Raw genomic sequence first — 19,674 nt, forward strand, 5'->3', positions numbered from 1 at the left:
CCGATGGCGCGAAGGTCACGAAGCCGGTGAAGCGCCGGGGCTGACGCGCGGTCGAGCCGTTCGATCGCGGCGCCGTCGGTAGTCTCAGTCGATCACATCGGGTTTGAGTGAAAGTGTCTGCTTGGGAAGGGTGTGGAAGCTACCGAAGCAGACAGCGAGATAGAAGAAGAGCACCTCCTTAATTTTGTCGTCAACAGCCTCAACGAAGAGCTTGCGATAGATCTCGACGAGAACGTCAAGGTCACGACAGAGACGTTGTACGAGGTCCTCGCCGGCGCCAGCGCCGGCGGGACCTCGATCAATCACGTCTGCGAAACGACCGAGGACTCGCCACACGCCAACACCGTCCGAGGACATCTCACCGAGCAGTTCGAACTTGACTCCGTTGAGGCGGTTGGCGACACGCTACTTCAACGAGATACGCTTGAGACGCTTCCAGATCGACCGGTGGAGGTCTGTGCAGACCTCCACCTCGACCCCTACTACGGCGATGAAGACGAAACGGAAGCGCTGTACTCCTCACAGGCGAAACGGGGAACGACGACGTTTCACGCGTACGCGACGCTGTACGCGCGGGTACGCAACAAGCGGTACACGCTGGCGGTGCGCCAGCTTGTCGCTGGCGACACCACCAGCGACGTCCTTGGTGAGTTTCTCGAGCTCCTCGACGGCCTTGACCTCGGCGTCAAGGCCGTCTATCTCGATCGCGGATTCTACAACAGCACCTGTCTTGGGCTGTTGTCCACGCACAACTACGCCTACGTGATGCCGATCGTCAAGTGGGGTGAAACGATCCAAGACGAACTCAGTAGCGGCTGGAGCCGCGAGATCGAACACGATCTCGCCGGCAAGGTAACGTTCCCTGTGTTCATCGACTGCGTCTACCAACAGGGACGATACGACGAACACGGGGTGGCGCGTCACGGCTACGCCGCTGACGCGCCGTTTATCGACACCCCACGGGATGCCCGAGAACACTACAGCAAGCGCTTCGGCATCGAGTCGAGCTACCGATTAGCCAAGCAGAGCCTCGCATTCACCAGTTCTCAGGACGCTGGGCTACGGCTGGTGATGTTTGTGGTGAGCCTGCTGCTCCAGAACAGCTGGCGGTATCTTCACTGGAAGTACGTGGCGGCGCCCCGCCACGGGGGGCGCCGCCTCTGGCAGTGGTCGTTCACGGAGTTCTGTGAGATGGTGCTGCGGGCCGCTTGGACAGCGCTTGGTGTACGTAGGTCCATTCCAGCGAACCAGCCACTCGACAACCGGTTCTTCCGGTAGCTGTCCACCGATTTAGATAGCGGTCGTGAGTGGCGACACTGTCGCGTCGGCGGCAGTGCGCCGCCGACAGCGACGGTCCATCCTGAAGATCACACTCACCAGCGCTTCGAAGACGCTCCATGACCAGTTCCATCTGATTCATCGCCATCAGACGAGATTACGCAGCTGTCGATGTGATCGACTGATCCTCATCGACGGCTACCCGGTCTGGTCGCGGGGATACGAGACGAAGGATGCGACATCGTTCCGTGACGAGCTCCGGGAGCGGCCCGCACCGGACCTCAACTGCCCGGAGTGTCCGAACGACGACGTTCGCGTCGGCGAGAAGGCGGCAGACGGGGCGAAAGTCCAGCGGTGGTATGACTGCCCCGATTGTGGGTACGAAGCCCCCTCACGCATCGTCTACGGCGCCGAACGGTGAGTGAGTGAGTGAGTGAGCGCTGGGCGCTGTTTTTCGGCCGGGCACGAGGTGGTGGCCCGGTACAACCGGGTGAGTCAACCAATGACCCTCGAAGTACTAGATCGACACAGTGAGGCACTGTTCGAGTTCCTCTGGTGTCCCGTCTGCGGGCAGGAGGTCTTCACTCACATCCCCTTCGAGGGGGTGTTCTGCAAGAACTGCAACACCCAGGTCGAACTCCAAGAATCCCGAGAAACACGCGGTTACGAGGAGGCCGTGCTCGCCTGCTTCGATACAACCACGACCTGGAACCTCCACGTCGACGAGAAACTGCGTCGCGACCTGCCTGATGGGTCGGCCCGCGTGAAGATCCTCTGCTCACCGGGCGCCTACAAGGTCGACTGGTGGAGTCCAGAGCCGGGTGAGGACTGGGAACCTGTCGAGCGCGGCGAGTTCGACGACGTCGAGGAACCATCAGAGGTGTCACATTTGGCGTAGTGGTTTAGTTGTAACCCTCAGTCGGTGATAGGTGTCAGCGACTCTGCTGCATGGAGGATGCGTACCTGCTATTTCACCCACTATCTATATTCGCGCTGAGTATCCCAGAAAATAGTTCGACTCGTACACACCGTGGGCGTCCGAGTCAGGTTCGATGGGTGTCCAGAATCAACGCTCTGACGATGAAGATGAACACGAGTACGACGACGAGTATAGCGCCCCACACGAGTACCGAAAAGCCGGTCGGACCGATCGCAAGACCGAACACAGCCATGACCGACGGGGTCATTGGTTTTCCCCCCCGTTCGGACCCCCATCGGCGACCGGTTCATCCAAGCTCCGGATATCACGATCCACGCTGGAGAGGTCGACGTCGGCGTCCCAGAGGGCAATAGCGAGAATCGTCCCGCCGGTTGACACGACAGTCGCCCCGACAAAAGCGGGTAGAAACTCGGGTGCGGGAAGCAGCGGGCCAAGCCTCGGAATCGACGCGACCGGTCCACGCAGGAGCGGGAAGTAGGCGACACCGACCACAAGCCCACCCAGACTCGAGACAATAGCCCCGGCTCCTGAAAGCCGCTCGGAATACAGGCCGGCGAGAAACGGGACAAAAATCCCAGCCGCGAGCAGGTCTGCCGTCAGGAACAGTTCAAGCACGCTATACCCTTGCGAACCGATGACGATCGCCCCGATCCCGACGATCCCGGTCAAGACGCGACCGCCCACCCACAACGCCCGCTGGGTTGGCTGATCGAGCAACCGCGCGAGATCGGCAGTAACGACGCTCGCGATGGCATTGAACATCGTGTCCGCGGAACTCATCACGAGCAGGACCGCAAGGACGACGACCGTGAGCGTTACCCAACTCGGGAAGGCTGACTCGAGGACGAGGAAGAACGCGATGCTGGCACCGCCGGATTCGGTCAGCCCGAGAGCGGCCGCAGCGATACCGAACAACCCAGCTAGTAGAATCATCGGGGTGACTGCGACGGCCGCGACGCCGAATCCCCACCGAAGCGACGATTCGCCGTTGGCAGCGTAGACGCGCTGCCACATTCCCTGGTTCAACATATTCGCACCGAGGATGGCGAAGGCAACGTACACGCCGAACGTGAGCCCGGGCCCGAACGTCGGATCCAGCAATGGCGCGTCCGCAGCGATCGCTGCAGCGTGTATTTCGGCGGTTCCACCCAACGCAAGCACGGCGCCACCGAAACCGAGGGCGAGCAGCGGGAGCAGGACGAGCGTCTGGACGGTATCGGTGACGATGCTCGCCACGAGTCCCCCATACGCCGTGTAGATCAAGACGAATCCGCCTACGAGCAGGGCCGTCTGCCACTGGGGGATCCCGATGACGAGTGAGAGGGCGCCGGCAATCCCCGTCATCTCGGCCGCGAGGAAGATGAACATGTAGAACACGGACACGACGAGCACGAACAGGTACATTCCGGTCCCGAAGCGAGCGTACGCGAATTCGGTGAGTGAGTGGCCGGCCGGAACAATGGCACGGATGCGTGTGCCAACCGGAATGAACAGGAGGAGCGGAACCGCACTCCCGATTGCGTATCCGAGGATGGCCGGGAGCCCGCCGAAGGCGGCCCCGGCCTCGGCAGGGCTGAACAGTATCCAGACGCCCATCATCGACGCGATGATCGTAGCGGTGAGGGTTCCGGGACCGGCTGAGTCGCGGGCGGAAATATAATCCTCGACGGATCGGACCCGGCCGCGAGCCGCTAATAGGCCGAAAGCGGTAACGGTCAGTACTGTGAGCACGACAGCGGTGAGTGCGACAGCTGTTGAAACCATTACTGCCTACCCTCCCCGTCGGTCTCAACGGCCGCGTAGGCGTCGTCAAAGAAGGCAACTTCGAGGTCGACGGTCCGGCAGAAGATTCGCTCGATCTCCCGTTCCCGTGCGGAAGAGACCGTCGGGCCATGGGCGTCCAACTGGCCGCGGAGCCAGGTCACGAATTCCTTGAAGGAGGGGTTGGCATGCAACGCTATCCAGTCGGCGAAGTAGAACGGAAGCCCGGCAGTCGATTCGTGTGCTGAAGCTTCGCGTGTCGCCCACTCGGCGTAGATCCACTCCGCTGGAACGATGGCTGCGAGTGTTTCGGCGTAGCCGCCCTCGCGGGCAGTACGACCGAGCAAGTCGACGAACGCGGCTGTGGTCGTGGACAGTTCTGTCTGTTTCCACCGAGCATCATCGACGCCAAGCGCGCTGAAGGAACGCTCGAAGTAGTCGTTTTCCTCGTCAGTCAGGGTGTCGAGAAATTCGACGTGCGCGCGCTTCGCTGAGACATCGGGTGCTTGGGCCACTGCGAAGCCGAACGTACTCACGAGAACGTCCACGAACGCGTAGTCCTGGATGAGGTAGTCGGCGAAGACCGTCTCGGAGAGCGCGCCACTACCGATCTCACGGGTGAACCGATGATCGACGGCGTTCGTCCAGTCGGGTTCGGCACGCTCCCGCAGCCAGTCAGTGAACCGGGGGTCGCTGACGGTGGCCCGGTAGTCGTTATACCTATCGGGGACGTCCGTCATAGACCCCACCCTTCTTGCGTGTAGGCCATCTCCCAGAACCGATACTCGAGCTTCGCGCTAGTTAGAAACGCCGCCCTCATAGCGTCGTGTTCACCGGGAGACTGTTCGCCACATCGGTCAACGAAGTCGCGACACCAGCTTGTCGCGTCACGGAACTCGTCACTGGTGTACATCTCGATGAAGGGTGTGTACCGGTGTTCGTCGGTGGCGAGCGACGCCATATGCTCTCCGACGTCGAGGTAGCCCTGCATGCACGGGTACAGTGCGGCCGCGATCTCCGCAATCGAGCCCTCGTAAGCCGTCCGGATCAAAAAATTTGTGTAGGCCACGCATGTGGGCGCCTTCTCGACTGCTTCGAGCTCGCCGTCGGAGATTCCGTAATCGGCCGCGAAGCCACGGTGAAGGTCCATTTCGTGGTCGAGCACTTGGTGGGCCACGCCGAGTAAGTGCGTCATCGTCTTCTCGTTGGTAGCCTTCGTGCCCGCAATCGCGAACAACCGAGCGTAGTCCAGGAGGTAGCGGTAATCCTGTTTGATCCAGTGCTCGAACGCCGCCTCGTCGAGAGTTCCGGTCGCGAGTTCGCGGACGAAGGGGTGCTCCTTCTGGGCCGCCCATACATCCTGTCCCGCCTCAAGAAGGGTATCGCTGAATGGCACTAGCGAGCCGTACCGTCTGAGAGAGGATATAACTTGCCTATATTAGTTAGTTATATCTCGAACGTTGTCAATGGCTTCGAACCTGTAGTTGACGGCGATTTCACTATCGAACCGATGCAATAGATCCGCTTCGGTTCCGACGGTCAGTCCAGTTCGATCGTCCGATTCGCCCAAGAACGGAGTTCCGACAGTGCTGCCCGTTCCTGACGTGACACCGGGTCGTCCGTTCCAAGCTCGTCGGAATCGAACGCGTTGAGAACAGCGCAGCGCACACGGTCGCAGTAGCCTGTGAGCGTATCTACCTCGACGAACGTGTGCTGGAGCGGGATGGTCGCGTCGTTGACGAAGACAGCGGTTGGATCCGGGGCAGCCTCCAGAACCTCGAGACCACGGGTGGCGTTGTCCTTCGCAAGTGTCGCCGATTCTGCCTCGTTGGCCCCTTCCGCCCGGGGGGCATGCGCGTCGAGGACGCCGTGCCAGACACCGTCAGGAATAGTAGTGAACCGGTCCAAGCGACCGCCAAGGATCTGGCCGTCGCGTTCTAGTTCGGGCGCGAACTCCAGAACCACGACTCCATCAGTACCATGCCGTCCAACCCAGGCCTCGAGGGCGCGGGCCGTGAGACGAGTCTTTCCGACCTGGGATGGCCCGACGATCAGCGTCGAGCCGGTCAACGGGAACGGAAGCCCAGTCACGCTAGAGGCACCTCCTCGCGGACGTACTGTCCAAAGAGGACGAGCGTCGCGGCAGCGAGAACGAGCGCGAATATAAGTACGAGTCCGGAAAGCAGATCGAGGCCGGTCGCGATCTGTACCCTGACGAAGTTGGCCGCGAGACCACCCGAAACGGCGAGTAAGGCAAGCCCGCCGAGGTTCGCGAGCGTTGAGTTCGAGGCGCCAACACTCTCAGCGTTCAACAGATAGAGGACGACGGCGATGGCGAAGGGCGTGCCAACCGTGCCAAGAGCCAGAACGAGGACGAGCTGGCCGATGACCTCACCGCCGATGAACGCACCCGGCACCGATAACACAGCAAAGAGTGCGAGGAGCACCCGGTACCGCGTATCCTCGACGGTCGTGCCCCAGCCAAGTTTGTCGGCAACGAGGAACGGCGGAACGATGGTGTTGCCACCGAGCGTCGAGACGGCAGCGGCGCCGAGACCGAGCAGGAACAGCCACTTAGCGGCCGGGCCGACCAGGGGTCCGAGGGCTTGGGCTGCACCGACGGTCGTCAGATCCGGATCGGTCAGAGTACTCGCTGTGACAAGGAAGATGGCGATGCTGTAGATGCCAAACGCGACGAGCATCGACGCCAGAACGTCCACCGTCGCGAGGTCATAGTCACGTTCCGTCCAGCCCCGGGCTCGCATCGTGTAGGAGTGCATGGTGATAAGCGTGATGTGGACCGCGCCCCCGAGGATGCCTGCAGCGACCAGTGCGCTGCCGCCGGGCAGCGTCGGTATCAACCCCTGGGTAGCCTGGCCGATGTCGATCGAGACGACGAATAGTGAGGCAACGAAGGCCAGGACGACCGCGGTGACTAGCAGCTTCGCGAAGAGCTCGACGAATCGGTATCCCTGACCGGCCAGACCCAAAACGAGGATGCCGCCCCAGGCAATGCCCCAGAGGCGTGGGTCGATCCCAGTGATCGTCGCCGAAACGGAAGCGACCGTCTTCATGATGACGAGCTGGGCGACACCGGCCGCGATGACGACGTCCGCGACCAGGATCCACGCCCAGGTCTCTCCAAGATGGTCCTCGACGACGCCGACAATTCCCCGCTCAGTAAGCAGCCCCAGCCGCATCGCGAGGTACTGTGCTAGGGTGCCAGCGACGGCAGAGAGCACGACAACCCAGAGGAGTTGATAGTCGAAGATCGCCCCCGCGGTGATTAGACTCGCCATCGTCGCTGGACCGGCGGCGATTGCCCCCGCGACCCAGGAGGGCCCCATCGCGCCGAAATACTCGCGGACTGTCCCGACCTCAAGTGAGTATTCGCTAGTCATATTACCAGAGAATATTGGGTTGGGTAAAAAAGTACCCCGATGCGGACGCCGAGGAGTCGGCCTGGCCCGGTTAGGCCTGTGTCACTCGATGCGTACGGTTTCGATGAGATACGGACTTCGTTCACCGGTGGGCACGATTTATTGTGGGGCAACTGATCCTATCCGTATGTCACTCCACCTCCCGAGCGAGATCGTCGTTGAGCGGGTCCTCCCCACCATCCGTGTCTGTCTCGCCGGGGAACTAGCTAATCGGGAGATGACCCAGCAAGAGGTGGCAGAACATATCGGCGTCTCCCAGGCCGCCGTCTCGAAGTACATCAGCGGCGACGTAGCAGTCGAAGAACGCATCGAAGACCATCCGCTGACCGCCGAGACGGTTACGCGTATCGCCGAGGGGTTCGCCTCCGGACACATGGATGGGTACGAGGCGCTCGATGAACTGCTCGCGCTCGTTCGGGCTTTTGAAGACCGTGGCCCGGTGTGTGAACTGCACGAGGAGGCGATGCCCTCGCTCGCCGGTCTCGGCTGTGACCTCTGTGTCCGTGGCACCGACGAGCGCCTCGCCGCAGAACGGGAGACGTTGACGGACGTCCGGACGGCGGCACGCATCCTTGCGACAGCACCCGGGATGGCGACATACGTCCCCAACGTCGGGACGAACGTCGGATCTGCGCTCCCCGGTGCGAACGACGTTTCCGAGGTTGCAGCGATTCCCGGGCGGATCTATGCGGTCGACGGTCGCGTCGAAATCCCAGCAAACCCGGAATTCGGGGCATCGCGACACGTCGCGACGGTCGTGCTAGCTGCGATGGCCCAGGACGACGGGCTACGTGGTGCGGTCAACATCGCAACCGACGATGCGCTCCTCTCGACCGCTCGGGCCCGGGGGCTCGACCCGATGGAGTTCGACGCCGAGTACGATGACCGGAACCAGCGACTCCTGGATCGGTTCGCGTCTCGGGATGCCGTTCCGCGAGTCATCTACCACAGCGGCGCATTCGGGATCGAACCCATTACCTACGTCCTCGGGGAGACCGCGGAAGACGCCGCTCGCCTCGCGGTCTCGCTCCTCGAGACGGTCCAGGAAGCCGAGTGACGCGGCTCGACCATTACCGATTTGTACTCGTCGGTTATATCACTGATATGCCCACAGTACGAGGGCCAGCCCCGGTTGAGCTCCCCCAGGTCATGACGATCGCCGGGAGTGACTCGGGCGGTGGCGCCGGCATCCAAGCGGACCTCAAGACGATGGAGGCACTCGACACCTTTGCGACGAGTGCGATCACGAGCCTCACGGCACAGAACACCGTTGGCGTGGAGTCGATCCATCCCGTCCCGGTCGAGGAAATCGAGGCCCAGGTTGAGGCTATCCGTACCGATTTCGATTTACAGGCCGTCAAGACAGGCATGTTGGGTGTTGAACCCGTCGTAGAGAGGGTTGCGTCGTACGCTGCTGACATGGACGTGCCCTTCGTCGTCGATCCGGTTATGGTCGCCGCCTCGGGCGACCAATTGCTCGATCATGACGCTGCAGCCGCCTACGAGGGGTTGATCGCCGAGTCAGCGGTCGTGACGCCAAACACTGACGAAGCCGAAATACTCACAGACATCCCGGTCAAGGATCCGGACTCGATGCAGGCTGCGGGGCAGAGACTCGTGGAGATGGGAGCCGACACAGCACTTGTGAAAGGTGGCCATGTCGGCGATGAGCATGTCGTTCGAGATGTCATCGTGACTCGGGACGACGTAACCACACTTGAGCACTCGAGAGTAGACTCGGACGCGACACACGGTTCGGGATGTACACTTTCGAGTGCGATCGCGGCACGACTGGCTCACGGCGATGACATCCCGGAGGCGATCGAATCCGGCGTGGCATTCATGACCCGCGCCATCAGATACCCGCTCGACGTCGGCGAGGGACCAGGACCGGTCCACCACCTCGCGAATATCCGGGATCGGTCAGCCAGACAGCCCACTCAGGAAGCTGTCGAGTCCGTCGTGGAGCAGCTGGTCTCTACTGGCGTGTCGTCGATCGTTCCGGAGGTTGGGATGAACGTGGTCGGGGCCACGCCCTACGCAGAACGGCCGGATGAGACCGTCGCCGTCGAGGGACGGATCGCCCGGACGATGACCGGAATCCGCGTGACGCGGGGAACACGCTTCGGCGCCTCGAGCCACGTCGCCCGCTTCCTGCTGTCGGCGCGGGAGCACGACCCCGACATCCGGTTCGCCGCGAACCTCCGGTTCGACGATTCCATCGAGGCAGCCCTGGAGAAGATTGATGCCCCAGTTGTCGAGATCGACCGCTCAAACGAACCGGAACCTGACGAGGAAGGCTCGACCATGGGCTGGGCGGCCGAGCGAGCCTTCGAGCAGGTCGAAACCACGCCGGCGGTCGTCTTCGACCGAGGTGACGTTGGCAAGGAACCGATCACGCGCATGCTTGCAAGCGACGCCGCCGATCTTGCGGCCCGTGCACTCTCGATAGCTGAGGAGTTATGAACCGTCCGAGGGCAACTGGATTGCACAAAACTACCGACACTCGGACGACGATACCGCCAGCGTCCTCCGTGAGCTTGAGCAGCTGAAGCAGTTGCTCGATGAGACGCGAACAGAGCGCGGGTCTGCGTACGCTGCTGTCCCGTTCCTGTTCCTCGACACGCTCTCGACGATGACCCTCTACGTGGACGAAGGGCGTAACCGGAGCATCCACGCCGACCAACCCTCGGATCTCCTCGAGCCGGACAATATGGAGCATCTTGATCAGCCGATGTTCCTGCTCGGTCACGGCGTCGAGAACCCAGCCGACGGCATTCACGGCGACGAAGAGTACCTCTACGTCGTTGAACTTCCGACCCGGAACCCGTTCGAGGAGCCATCCGAGTGGACGGTCAAGGTGAGTGGTCACTCCGCATTCCCGCGCTGGGATGGTCCGACCGAGGAAGCCTTCGAGCGGGCCAGCTGGCAGTTCCACGGCCCGCTTGAGCAGGCGCTCGAAGAGCTGGTCGCTGAGCCTGCGTGAACGCGTAGCCCGCTCAGATGATGCCGCCGATGACGAGGAGTCCGACGACGAGCAGCACCGTCGCGACAACGCTTCCCCCGGCCAGTAACTTGTTCTCCATCGCCTTCTTGTGAAGCGGCATATCGGCGTACTCCTCGCGGAACGCCTCGAGATTCTCCTCGTCGTAGAAGTACTTCGTCTTCAATGCGAACCGTTCCGTCACCGCGCAGCCCGTACAGACCGGTTCGCCTTCCAGCCGCTCCGTTTTGGTGTGGCTGGAGCAGGCGATGGCCCCGCAGTTCGGACAGTAGGTGTACGTCTCGGTGACGCCACTCGTGTCACAGTGGACGCACTGATGGATGCCGTCCTCGGCGGTCACTCTCGACGGGCCTGCCACGTAGTACTCGTAGGGGTAGGTGTACTCCTGGACGTCGGTAGTGTGCCGAACTTCCGGGAGGTACACTGGTTCGATCGACTGGACAGAGATGTCCGAGCGGTTCGGCTCACAGGTCTTGTTGTACGTGACGTTGTTGTCGCCCGTGTAGGTCACCGTCGTTGTGTGGTGCTGCTGGAGCCGCTCGACGGCCCAGTCCTTGTACTCCGTTTGCGTCTGGCCGAACCGGCGCTCTTCGACGTCATCGAACACCTCTCCGAACTGCTCGGCGTCGAGATCGACCGTCGCGTGGAGGTTCTCGGTGACCAGCGTCGCGACGTCCTCGTCGACGACCTGCGGCTGTCCGCGTTCGGCGTGGGCAACGAATCGCGTCCGGTCGTTGATCCGATGGATGACGCCCACCGACGTCTCGAAGACGGCGTTCGTGTCCGCGGTGACCGCGACCACCGGACGGAACGTCACCGCTGAATGCGGGTCTGGGAGGTCGGCGGCCTCGATGTTCTCGACGTCGCGGAACGCCTCCGCGACGGGCGCGTCGACGTCGGCGGCCGGGTCGTAGGGACGTAGGGTCTTGTCGCAGAGAATCTCGATGCGACCGTTGTAGAGGTCGAGGCCGATCTCGTCGGCGATCTCCCGGAGGTCCTCGCCGTCGAGCAGCTCGATTGGATGTGGGTCGTCGTTCTGCTGGAGGCGGTCGGCGTACTCCTGAGCAGGGTTCGTAAACCGACCCGTGGTGACGACCATCCCGCGCTTCGGGCCGTCGAAGTCGAACGTCGCGATCGCCGAGTGAAGCTTCTGGACGACCGGCCGCCCGACTGTCCCCGTGTGCTTGCACTCGACGATGATCGCGCGCCGCGTGCCGTCGACGACCTCCTCCATGATGACGTCGCGACCCTCGTCAGCCGTGCGGTCGGCCTTGCGGACGTTCTCGTAGCCGAGGTTCCGGAACACGTCCTCCATCACGTCCTCGAACTCGAACCCCGAGAGATCGTCCAGTACAGCCATCCTCAATTATGTGGACAATACGTTGCAACTGCCAAATACGTTGCCGAACGCTACGCCATCCTGTTTGTTGAACCCCTGAGAGGGGTGCGGGGGTAACCGAACCGCCTGCGAGCAACGAATGAACGGGAATGTACCTATGGCCAGTTCGGAATCGGTTCCAGTCGCATCGCCAGGTCAGGCTCACCGAGACGCAGTCGAATACGTCGGCTTCCGCGTCGACGGCCAAGCCGTCGTCCTGAACCTCTCGGAGCATCGGCGACTCTCCCTCAAGCGCAGTCTGGACCTCGTCAACCACAGTCCGAGCGGGTTTGAGTGGGGGTACAGTGGTAGCGGGCCCGCCCAGCTCGCGTGCGCGCTCCTCCTCGACTACTACGACGATGAGCAGTTCGCCCGTGAGCACTACATCGCGTTCCGGAATCAGGTGGTCTCACAGCTGGAGTGCGACGGTGCAGCGGCGTGCTGGCACCTCACTGGCGAGGAGATCGACGCCGCGATGACGACCCTTACCGACGACGTCGTCGCCCTCGCCGACGGTGGACGGCCGTCACCGACGCTCCCCGAGAACTGGCGAACCGTCTCCCGCCCTGATCGAAGAGTGTTCCAGCGCGCTGATCGCGACCACTACATCGTGCTCGGGGATGGAAGCGACGAGTGGCTGGTCGTGCTCTGCAGCCAGGGTGACCGGGCATATCCTGCCCCGCTCGCACATCGGACAGTTGTCGAGGAGGCTGACGTGGAACGGGTAATCCAAGAACTCGCCGAAGAGAGCAACGACCTCATCGAACCCCCGGAGGGGGAGCACTGATGGAGACGCTTCGACTGGCGCGAGCCACCCATCAGCTCCTCGAACGTGGTGTCGAGGCGCTCGAGAAAATCGGGCGTGAACTGGAGCGATACAACGACCGACAGGAGCGCACCGACGACACCGACTCGTGACCGAAACTCACTCTCTAGACCAAATACGGAGTACCGGCTTCCAGTATACGCCTACCCCCGAGGGGTGCTCGTGTCCCATCCATCGGGAGGGGCAGCCGGTCACGGCGCCGCTCGGTTTGCGGTTCGCAGAACGCGTCCATATCGAATCGATCCCGCGCCATGTCGCCGGCGCGATCTACGAAGCACATCACTCCTATATGGACGATGTCCCCCGGACGAATCTCGTCCATCACGGACTCTGTTACCAGGACCAGCTACTAGGTGCGATTACGTGGCGCTATCCGCTGATTCGCTCGCTGGAGTACGACGGAACGCGATTCGAGGGTGACGAAATCGTCGAGGCAGCACGGATTTGCATCGGCGTCGATTTCCCCAATCTCGCCTCTGCCGCCCTCGCCCGGTCGATGGAACGATTCGTGCGTCGGCACGGTCGGCGACGAGGCGTTCGGCTCCTGCTGACGTTCGTGCGAGCCGACTTCGACGGCTCGATGATCAAAGCGCTCAGAGACAAGGGCTGGCACTGTGCCGGTAAAACGGACCCCAGCCAAGCGGGAAATCGCCCCGATAAGCAGATCCGAGAGCAGCCAAAGTGGCGGTTTCTCTGCGAAGTTCCAGCTGAGTCCGACCGGGAACAGGCCTCACTCGGGAGGTGGTCCCCGTGACCACGAATGCCAGTCTCGATGAATTCGTAGCGGAGGCTGATTCGGACAGCCAGACAGATGACGGCCCATCGGTCGTCGACCAGCTTTTGAAACCGGTATCGCCGTCGCTCGGACTACGGCTCGTCCCCGGCAGGGGTGACCCAATATACCTCCAAAACAGGGGGACCGAACGCTACCTGTTCCGAGATGACCACGAGCGATGGTTCATCCTCCAGCCCTCAGCCAAGAAATCGGTCGACGTGAAATATTACGCCGGGTTCTTTGCCGTACACATATAGTGAAAGAGACGAGAGATGGTAATATGGCGACAAGGATGGCCACCCGTCTCGAGAACTTTTTCGAGCAACGAACAGATGGACACCTTCGTAGTATCGTGAAATACGAGGAGAATTCCTACGAGATCGTCTATCTCAGGGATGATGTCGCTGAGCAATATACTACCGAGGAGATTGAATCCGCGATCGACGATTCTCGGATGGAATCATTAACTGCTCCAATCTATGAAGACACCTATTCGGGAGACCACGGAAATCTCACCTGCTTGGTGCAGTGCTTCGAGAACGTTATTGAGATGAACTTCGTCCTTGAGGACGGTGTTGGGGCCGCCGTCGCTCTTGATGCTAAAGGGCTGTGTTGAATCGCCATACAGCAGCGAGGTAGGCCGCTAAATCAAAGGAGTTGAAGCGGGAGAATGCGGTTGTCTATGACGCAGATCTCCCGCTTCATCGAGGAAGTTGTGCCGGTTGCTCAAAGAGTTACTGGCGATGGAGGCGAATCCGCCGCCCCGGACGGTGGCGGCGGATTCGCCGACTATGCACTCGTTTCCCTTCACTGTCTGCGGATTTACCTCGATTCATCGTATCGCATGACGATCGACCTGCTCAAAGAGATGCCACAAATAACCGGGGAGATCGGCCTCAGCGCGGCCGATCTCCCCGCGCCCTCCACGTTGTGTAAGGCGTTCGACCGGATCAGTATGAGCGTCTGTCGAGTGCTGCTGCGCCAGTCGGCGCAGCTGCACGATCTCTCTGAACACGCCGCGATTGACGCCACGTTCTACGACCGCTCACCAGCAAGCCGCCACTACTGCCAGCGAATCAGCTACCGCGTTCAAAAACTAAAAGTCACGAAGCTCGTCGATACAGCGTCTCAAGCCGTCCTTGACGTTCACTGCTCAACGAACCGAGACGGAAGCGACGCAGACCTTGCTGAGCAGATAGCCCGCCGGAACGCGGGCGATCTGCGGTCTCTCGCGGCCGATAAAGGCTATGACAAGCAATCGCTTCGTGAAGGATTACGTGAGCTCGCGATCAGACCGCTGATCAAGCATCGTATCTTCGCTCCGTACGACCACGCACACAACGCCAGAATTGACGATAACAGCTACAATCAGCGCTCAATGACTGAAACCGTGAACTCAGCTGTGAAGCGCTCGCTCGGCTTCGCCGTGCGAGCGCGCTCGTGGTTCCGTGAGTTCCGCGAAATCGCGCTGATGTGTGTCGTCTATAACATCAAACGCTTCGTCAAACAGTGAATCTCTCCGCCTTACAGCGATTCAACACAGCCTGCTAAAGCAATGGCTGATGCCCACGGGCTGGTAGCTGAGGCAAGGCGAATCGTCCTCGAAGAACGAGAGTAGTCGCTGACAACAGGCCATCCAGCTGCCTTTTGTGAAGTTCGTCGCGCCTTTCAGCGAAAAAATTCGATTAACCACCTATTCGCGGAGCCGAGACGATGCAATCGCGAATTGGTGGGCGTTGCTGCTTCAGGCGACCGGAACGACAGATCAAAAACCATACATTCAGCTTCCGAGCCGTAGACCTCTACAAAGGACTGAATCACGGCGGTGTAGGACGATTCTATCTGGTGACTTCCCTTATGTTTATGAGATTCGCATTAAGTGGTTATCATAGATTCACGAATGGACGCCGAAGATCAATTTCTCCAGAACGTATTTGCGGGCGAGAAGCAGTTTGTCATACCAGTATTCCAACGGAACTATTCGTGGGGACAAGAGGAATTAGAAGCCCTCTGGTCAGATATACAGAATCTCTTAGAAGCCGACTCAATCTCAGAAGAACACTTCATCGGCACCTTCGTCGTTATGCCCGGCAACCACCGACCCGGGACCGTTCCCGAATATCTCGTGATTGACGGGCAGCAGCGCCTCATTTCGCTCACACTGTTTTTGAGCGCTATTCGTGACTACGCAGCCGAAATCGAGGGCGAACAGTACACGAACTTCGCTGAGGAGATCAACAAGAAGTATCTTATCGACGAGTTCAAAGACGGGGTTGAGAAGTTCAAGGTCGTCTCCCGCGCTGAGGACCGAGACGCCCTCTTCGCAATCGTTGAGCAGGAGTCTGTGGACGGGGATTTGGCGGATACTTCGATCTATAACAGCTACGAGTTCCTCTATGAACGAATTGACGACCTCAACGGCGACGACGAACTACAAACCTTAGATCGGCTCAAGCAAATCATCATCCAGCAGCTTCCACTGGTGATGATTACGACATCTGAAGATGAGAACCCCTATGCGATTTTTGAGACGTTAAACGAGCGTGGACTCCAGCTCGAGGAATCGGATCTTATCCGGAATCACGTCTTTATGCAGCTATCTCTGACCGAACAGGACCAGTTCAACGACGATCACTGGATGCCATTCGAGCAAAAATTCGAAGAAACAGACCGTCATGCCGGGGTCGATCTCACCGAGTTCTATCGGGATTATATGATGCGAAACGGTGAGTACGTCCAGAAGAACGAAATCTATCACCAGTTCAAGCGACGAACCGCAGACCTGACTCCCCACGAATTGGTTGACAAACTATCGTACTATGCCGATCTGTACCTCTGGATTCATCGGCCTGAGACAGCGCCCCGTGAGGAGCTGACGGATGCGCTAGAACGCATCCAATATCTGGAGATTGGGACTGCGCACCAATTGATCCTGAATTTGCTTGACCGCTGGAACTCCGATGAGCTCAGCCTCGATGAGCTCCTCGACATCCTACATGGACTAGAAAGCTTCGTGCTCCGGCGATTCATCTGCGGTCGTAGTACTCGAGGGTACTATCGGACGTTCCCAATTGCGGCCCGCTCAATCGAAGATGGCAACGAGAAAGAATCGCTGTTCTCCTATCTCGAGAGTCAAGGGTGGCCTGATGACGCAGAACTCTTCGATAATATCAATCGTTTCGATATGTACAACCGGGATAAGAAGAAAACGTGGCTAATTCTCTGGACGCTCGAAGAGCAGTTCGGTCACCAAGAGCCAGTACAGTACGATGAATTAACGATAGAGCATGTGATGCCCCAGACAATCGATGACAACGAGTGGGGTGACGAATGGAAGGATATGCTCGGCGAAGAGTGGGAGCGTATTCATGACCAGTGGTTACACGCACTCGGTAATTTGACTCTCAGCGGGTACAACCCCGAACTCTCGAATCGGCCCTTCGCAGAGAAGCGAGAACTGCTGATGGAAAGCCACGTCGAACTAAACAGCTACTTCGACGATTTGGAACGCTGGACTGAGGACAATATCAGGGAACGTAATCAGGACCTCGCCGAGCGCGTCGCCTCAATCTGGAGAACTCCACATATCGACGATACGTAGCGTCTGTTTTGCGCCTGCGATGGGTGCAGGCGCGGTTCGGAACGCATTGCGCCTGTGGGATGGAATCCATGAAAGACCCAGAGACAGCTACGGTTTTCGCAGGACTCGATGGGCGAACCAACACCGAACTACCCGAGTGGTACGCCGAGCAACACGGTGGTCCCGAACCGATCAGCTTCAGTGCGGCGATTCGAGAGCTTCCACAGGCAATCGACACAGCAGTCGCGTATCGCAATCCACACTCCGACGAGTGGGTCGAAACGGAGCGGTTCAACGCGCTCGTCGAACCGAGTCGTGCCCGCTCACAGGGCCGTGACGCGGACGCGGAGACAGACCCGTTATTCCATATCCCGACTGACTCGTACTCGATCATCAACCCGGTCGACGTCTACGGGCCCCTAGAGGAGGTCCTCCGGGAGGAGACCATCGACGGGACGCCGCTGGGCGACGTGATATTCGGCGAGATCCGACGCTACCGGGGCGGCGGCGAGGTCCACATGGACATCATGTTCGACGGCCTCGAGGTGCACCTTCCTGGCCGGTCGGACCCGATCACGATGGGCGTCACGTCGGGCTACGACTTCTTCGGCGAGCACGCCGTCTACGTCGAGGGTTTCGCTCAGGATGGCTACTGCTCGAACACGATGCGCTCGCTCACCGACAAGGAGGTCATCAAACACGTCGGCGACGTGCGGAACTTCCGGAGCTGGTGGGAGGAACTCCTCGCACAGGTCGAACTCGTCGCCGACGATCTCTTCGAGTTCATCCGGGACGCCCAGGACATCGAACTCGACTTCTCTGAGCTCCCGTTCACCGTCACGGAGTTCTACACCCTGCTGGGGTTCCCAGACTACCTGGCCGAGCGTGCCACCGGCGATGCAGAAGCCAATGCGGCGTCGCCCTTCGAGATCGATATGTGGACGCTGCATTCCGGTGCGACGTACGCGCTTACCCACTTCTTCCAGGGGAAAGAGGGGGCGTCCCTCGATCAGTACGTCCGCATCGCCAACGACATCCTGTTCAACCCGGAAGGCACGATCGAGCGCGTCGAGCAGGCCTACGAGCAGCAGCTAGAGGCGGACGGTGACGACGGGTCACAGGCGTCGCTGGCCGGCGAACGAGCGCTGGCGAGCATCGAGCGCGTCAGCGACGACCTGCAGGAGAAAGTCGAGCAGTTCGAAGAACGCGAGGACGCGTTGCGTGAGCGGTTCCAAGAGGCGATGGCCTGACGCCGCGGCGGTGATGTAGTCGTCTGTTCTGTTTTTCTCGCCCTCGAGGGGTGGAGGGCTACCGAGATGGAACAGTCCACGATTAGCGACGGGAGTGACGACGAATTCCCACCTGAGAAGCGTCTTGAAGCACCGAATTACCGATTGGTCAAGGCCGGTATCGCGACGATCCCGGATATGGAAATCCTCCAAGAGTGTGTTGCCTACGAGAACGCCCACCAGAATCGGACGCAGATCCTGCGCCGGCTCAAGTGGAAGGCTGAAGAGCTCCGTGAGGGCGAAGAGTAAGCTCTGTTCTTAACCAACAGGTTCCGCGTGAGTTCCCCCTATTGTTGGTTAACCCGCTGTGTCTCGGTTTTTCGGGCCCCTGAATGGGTGCGGGGCAGCCAGCAGCGACCTCGCGATCCCAATCATGTCCCTCGATTTGAGTACAGACTCCAGCACGGCTAGCGACATTGCTGCCGCCAGACAAGCAGACCATATAGCGTTCCTTCATCGAGCTCCATTCGCGGCTGATGCTCTAGCTCTCGGATTTCTCCCCGGGTTTCGGGAAGACTGTGGGTATCAAGCAGAACAGTACATGAACCTCGAAATTCCTGTCGGGATGCTCGACAACGACTTCCGGAATCCCGACCTGGAACGGTTCGTCGAGCGATTCTTCGAGCACGAGCCTCGGGTCGGTGTCATCGGCGACATCTACGAACCAGCTGACGTCGACGCCCACGTCGCTGCGGCTCGTGAGATCCGAGCGAGCTATCCCAAGGCCGAGCTCATCGTCGTTCCGAAGTCGCGGGCGGTGATCGACGCGATACCCGAGAACCTCGTCCTCGGGTATTCACGGGGATACGCCGACCGGCTGGCCCACGAGTTCTCCGATCCAGCTGATTGGAGAGGGCGGCGCGTCCATATCCTCGGTGGGAGTCCGCCCAAGCAGCTCGACGCCATTCGACAGCTGACCAGACCGACACTCACCGACGAGCCACCGGCCGACATCGTCGGCATCGACTGGAACGGCCTGCATCGCGGCGCACAGTTCGGTGAGTTCTGGACGGCCGACGGCTGGGACGACAGCGGTCGCGACGCCGACCACGTCACCGTCCGAAAGACGGTGCGCCACAGCCTCGCTCGCGTCCGTGAGTTTTGGAGGACCCACGGAATCTGGCCCGAAACGACACCGCGAGACGAGGGGCTCGACGTCGAGTACAAGGGACCGAGTCCTGCCGATCTCGAGGACGCTGCCTGTACCGAGTGCGGGACGAACGTCTGGCGAACTCGCCGCGGCCCGTACGTCGCCGAATACGATACCGGCGCAATCTGTGGATACTGCAGCTACGAGTGCTACTTCAGCCACCGTCACCGAAACAACCTGGAGGAGATCGCTGGCGAGCAGAGCATCTACCTCCCGCCGGCGTGACTTCGCGACCTGTTTTTCGTGCCCCCAG

At 60.4% G+C, this 19,674-nt stretch carries 22 protein-coding genes; 16 read left to right on the forward strand and 6 right to left on the reverse strand.

The window, feature by feature from the left end; genetic code table 11:
- The first annotated feature begins 132 nt into the window (after positions 1 to 132).
- The 3 genes from EDM04_RS02705 to EDM04_RS02720 all read left to right on the forward strand — a co-directional run bounded on the left by EDM04_RS02705 (position 133) and on the right by EDM04_RS02720 (position 2,176).
- On the forward strand, positions 133 to 1,278 hold the full coding sequence (locus tag EDM04_RS02705; protein WP_123619196.1) for an ISH3 family transposase: 1,146 nt from the start codon (positions 133 to 135) through the stop codon (positions 1,276 to 1,278).
- A gap of 25 nt (positions 1,279 to 1,303) precedes the next feature.
- Entirely contained in the window at positions 1,304 to 1,699 is a 396-nt protein-coding gene (locus tag EDM04_RS19020; RefSeq protein WP_321169367.1) for a hypothetical protein, read from the forward strand.
- Positions 1,700 to 1,780: 81 nt separating this feature from the next.
- A complete protein-coding gene (locus EDM04_RS02720; RefSeq protein WP_049983804.1) occupies positions 1,781 to 2,176 on the forward strand; it encodes a hypothetical protein in 396 nt (131 codons plus the stop codon).
- A gap of 285 nt (positions 2,177 to 2,461) precedes the next feature.
- On the opposite strand, the gene EDM04_RS02725 is transcribed toward EDM04_RS02720, so the two are convergent.
- From EDM04_RS02725 to EDM04_RS02745, 5 genes are all read right to left on the reverse strand, one after another.
- The gene (locus EDM04_RS02725; RefSeq protein ID WP_049983739.1) at positions 2,462 to 3,982 is read right to left on the reverse strand and encodes a sodium:proline symporter; all 1,521 of its coding nucleotides are present in this window, start codon (positions 3,980 to 3,982) and stop codon (positions 2,462 to 2,464) included.
- Complete coding sequence (locus tag EDM04_RS02730) at positions 3,982 to 4,719, reverse strand: TenA family protein (protein WP_049983740.1); 738 nt, start codon at positions 4,717 to 4,719, stop codon at positions 3,982 to 3,984. Before EDM04_RS02730 ends, EDM04_RS02725 begins: the two co-directional genes overlap by 1 nt.
- Positions 4,716 to 5,375 (reverse strand): thiaminase II, encoded by a 660-nt coding sequence (gene tenA / locus EDM04_RS02735; RefSeq protein ID WP_049983741.1) that lies wholly within the window; start codon positions 5,373 to 5,375, stop codon positions 4,716 to 4,718. Before tenA ends, EDM04_RS02730 begins: the two co-directional genes overlap by 4 nt.
- 143 nt (positions 5,376 to 5,518) lie before the next feature.
- Positions 5,519 to 6,070: a hypothetical protein gene (locus EDM04_RS02740; protein ID WP_049983742.1), complete on the reverse strand. Its 552-nt coding sequence runs from the start codon at positions 6,068 to 6,070 to the stop codon at positions 5,519 to 5,521.
- Positions 6,067 to 7,380: an NRAMP family divalent metal transporter gene (locus tag EDM04_RS02745; RefSeq protein ID WP_049983743.1), complete on the reverse strand. Its 1,314-nt coding sequence runs from the start codon at positions 7,378 to 7,380 to the stop codon at positions 6,067 to 6,069. The genes EDM04_RS02740 and EDM04_RS02745 overlap by 4 nt, the downstream gene beginning before the upstream one ends.
- 166 nt (positions 7,381 to 7,546) lie before the next feature.
- Between EDM04_RS02745 and EDM04_RS02750 the strand changes: the two genes are divergently transcribed.
- Genes EDM04_RS02750 through EDM04_RS02760 form a run of 3 tightly spaced genes read left to right on the forward strand, consistent with a single transcriptional unit; the run spans position 7,547 to position 10,405 of the window.
- Positions 7,547 to 8,476, forward strand: coding sequence for a thiamine-phosphate synthase family protein (locus tag EDM04_RS02750; protein ID WP_123619621.1), 930 nt, complete (start codon positions 7,547 to 7,549; stop codon positions 8,474 to 8,476).
- A gap of 47 nt (positions 8,477 to 8,523) precedes the next feature.
- Positions 8,524 to 9,885: a bifunctional hydroxymethylpyrimidine kinase/phosphomethylpyrimidine kinase gene (gene thiD / locus EDM04_RS02755; protein WP_049983745.1), complete on the forward strand. Its 1,362-nt coding sequence runs from the start codon at positions 8,524 to 8,526 to the stop codon at positions 9,883 to 9,885.
- The gene (locus tag EDM04_RS02760) at positions 9,872 to 10,405 is read left to right on the forward strand and encodes a hypothetical protein (protein WP_049983746.1); all 534 of its coding nucleotides are present in this window, start codon (positions 9,872 to 9,874) and stop codon (positions 10,403 to 10,405) included. The genes thiD and EDM04_RS02760 overlap by 14 nt, the downstream gene beginning before the upstream one ends.
- Positions 10,406 to 10,418: 13 nt before the next feature.
- Here the strand turns inward: EDM04_RS02760 and EDM04_RS02765 are convergent, their stop codons facing one another.
- A complete protein-coding gene (locus tag EDM04_RS02765; RefSeq protein ID WP_123619622.1) occupies positions 10,419 to 11,783 on the reverse strand; it encodes a restriction endonuclease in 1,365 nt (454 codons plus the stop codon).
- Between the two features lie 136 nt (positions 11,784 to 11,919).
- Here EDM04_RS02765 and EDM04_RS02770 point away from each other — a divergent pair, with 136 nt between their 5' ends.
- The 10 genes from EDM04_RS02770 (at position 11,920) to EDM04_RS02810 (ending at position 19,646) form a co-directional block, all read left to right on the forward strand.
- Positions 11,920 to 12,588, forward strand: coding sequence for a DUF6166 domain-containing protein (locus tag EDM04_RS02770; RefSeq protein WP_394338972.1), 669 nt, complete (start codon positions 11,920 to 11,922; stop codon positions 12,586 to 12,588).
- Positions 12,588 to 12,719, forward strand: coding sequence for a hypothetical protein (locus EDM04_RS18925; RefSeq protein ID WP_008458061.1), 132 nt, complete (start codon positions 12,588 to 12,590; stop codon positions 12,717 to 12,719). The genes EDM04_RS02770 and EDM04_RS18925 overlap by 1 nt, the downstream gene beginning before the upstream one ends.
- Entirely contained in the window at positions 12,716 to 13,381 is a 666-nt protein-coding gene (locus tag EDM04_RS18755; RefSeq protein WP_164471068.1) for a hypothetical protein, read from the forward strand. The genes EDM04_RS18925 and EDM04_RS18755 overlap by 4 nt, the downstream gene beginning before the upstream one ends.
- A complete protein-coding gene (locus EDM04_RS02780) occupies positions 13,378 to 13,659 on the forward strand; it encodes a hypothetical protein (protein ID WP_206424410.1) in 282 nt (93 codons plus the stop codon). The genes EDM04_RS18755 and EDM04_RS02780 overlap by 4 nt, the downstream gene beginning before the upstream one ends.
- 23 nt (positions 13,660 to 13,682) lie before the next feature.
- Entirely contained in the window at positions 13,683 to 14,018 is a 336-nt protein-coding gene (locus EDM04_RS02785; RefSeq protein ID WP_123619625.1) for a hypothetical protein, read from the forward strand.
- A gap of 66 nt (positions 14,019 to 14,084) precedes the next feature.
- Positions 14,085 to 14,915 (forward strand): IS5 family transposase, encoded by an 831-nt coding sequence (locus EDM04_RS02790; protein ID WP_123619626.1) that lies wholly within the window; start codon positions 14,085 to 14,087, stop codon positions 14,913 to 14,915.
- A 387-nt stretch (positions 14,916 to 15,302) separates the two neighbouring features.
- Complete coding sequence (locus EDM04_RS02795) at positions 15,303 to 17,003, forward strand: DUF262 domain-containing protein (protein ID WP_123619627.1); 1,701 nt, start codon at positions 15,303 to 15,305, stop codon at positions 17,001 to 17,003.
- Between the two features lie 68 nt (positions 17,004 to 17,071).
- A complete protein-coding gene (locus EDM04_RS02800) occupies positions 17,072 to 18,232 on the forward strand; it encodes a hypothetical protein (protein ID WP_123619713.1) in 1,161 nt (386 codons plus the stop codon).
- A gap of 66 nt (positions 18,233 to 18,298) precedes the next feature.
- Positions 18,299 to 18,520, forward strand: a complete 222-nt coding sequence (locus EDM04_RS02805; protein ID WP_121538234.1) for a hypothetical protein — start codon at positions 18,299 to 18,301, stop codon at positions 18,518 to 18,520.
- A gap of 124 nt (positions 18,521 to 18,644) precedes the next feature.
- A complete protein-coding gene (locus tag EDM04_RS02810; protein WP_123619714.1) occupies positions 18,645 to 19,646 on the forward strand; it encodes a DUF6610 family protein in 1,002 nt (333 codons plus the stop codon).
- Positions 19,647 to 19,674: the final 28 nt, after the last annotated feature.

It is taken from the genome of Halorubrum sp. CSM-61 (assembly GCF_003781945.1).
Lineage (GTDB): Archaea > Halobacteriota > Halobacteria > Halobacteriales > Haloferacaceae > Halorubrum.

What these genes read in the sequence shown, in the direction of transcription:
- EDM04_RS02805 (WP_121538234.1), top strand. Translation starts at nt 18,299, where the DNA reads ATGGAACAGTCCACGATTAGCGACGGGAGTGACGACGAATTCCCACCT.
- EDM04_RS02770 (WP_394338972.1), top strand. Translation starts at nt 11,920, where the DNA reads ATGGCCAGTTCGGAATCGGTTCCAGTCGCATCGCCAGGTCAGGCTCAC.
- EDM04_RS02720 (WP_049983804.1), top strand. Translation starts at nt 1,781, where the DNA reads ATGACCCTCGAAGTACTAGATCGACACAGTGAGGCACTGTTCGAGTTC.
- EDM04_RS02800 (WP_123619713.1), top strand. Translation starts at nt 17,072, where the DNA reads ATGAAAGACCCAGAGACAGCTACGGTTTTCGCAGGACTCGATGGGCGA.
- EDM04_RS02790 (WP_123619626.1), top strand. Translation starts at nt 14,085, where the DNA reads ATGACGCAGATCTCCCGCTTCATCGAGGAAGTTGTGCCGGTTGCTCAA.
- EDM04_RS18925 (WP_008458061.1), top strand. Translation starts at nt 12,588, where the DNA reads ATGGAGACGCTTCGACTGGCGCGAGCCACCCATCAGCTCCTCGAACGT.
- EDM04_RS02730 (WP_049983740.1), bottom strand. Translation starts at nt 4,719, where the DNA reads ATGACGGACGTCCCCGATAGGTATAACGACTACCGGGCCACCGTCAGC.
- EDM04_RS02795 (WP_123619627.1), top strand. Translation starts at nt 15,303, where the DNA reads ATGGACGCCGAAGATCAATTTCTCCAGAACGTATTTGCGGGCGAGAAG.
- EDM04_RS02750 (WP_123619621.1), top strand. Translation starts at nt 7,547, where the DNA reads ATGTCACTCCACCTCCCGAGCGAGATCGTCGTTGAGCGGGTCCTCCCC.
- EDM04_RS02725 (WP_049983739.1), bottom strand. Translation starts at nt 3,982, where the DNA reads ATGGTTTCAACAGCTGTCGCACTCACCGCTGTCGTGCTCACAGTACTG.
- EDM04_RS02810 (WP_123619714.1), top strand. Translation starts at nt 18,645, where the DNA reads ATGTCCCTCGATTTGAGTACAGACTCCAGCACGGCTAGCGACATTGCT.
- EDM04_RS02745 (WP_049983743.1), bottom strand. Translation starts at nt 7,380, where the DNA reads ATGACTAGCGAATACTCACTTGAGGTCGGGACAGTCCGCGAGTATTTC.
- EDM04_RS02765 (WP_123619622.1), bottom strand. Translation starts at nt 11,783, where the DNA reads ATGGCTGTACTGGACGATCTCTCGGGGTTCGAGTTCGAGGACGTGATG.
- EDM04_RS02785 (WP_123619625.1), top strand. Translation starts at nt 13,683, where the DNA reads ATGGCGACAAGGATGGCCACCCGTCTCGAGAACTTTTTCGAGCAACGA.
- thiD (WP_049983745.1), top strand. Translation starts at nt 8,524, where the DNA reads ATGCCCACAGTACGAGGGCCAGCCCCGGTTGAGCTCCCCCAGGTCATG.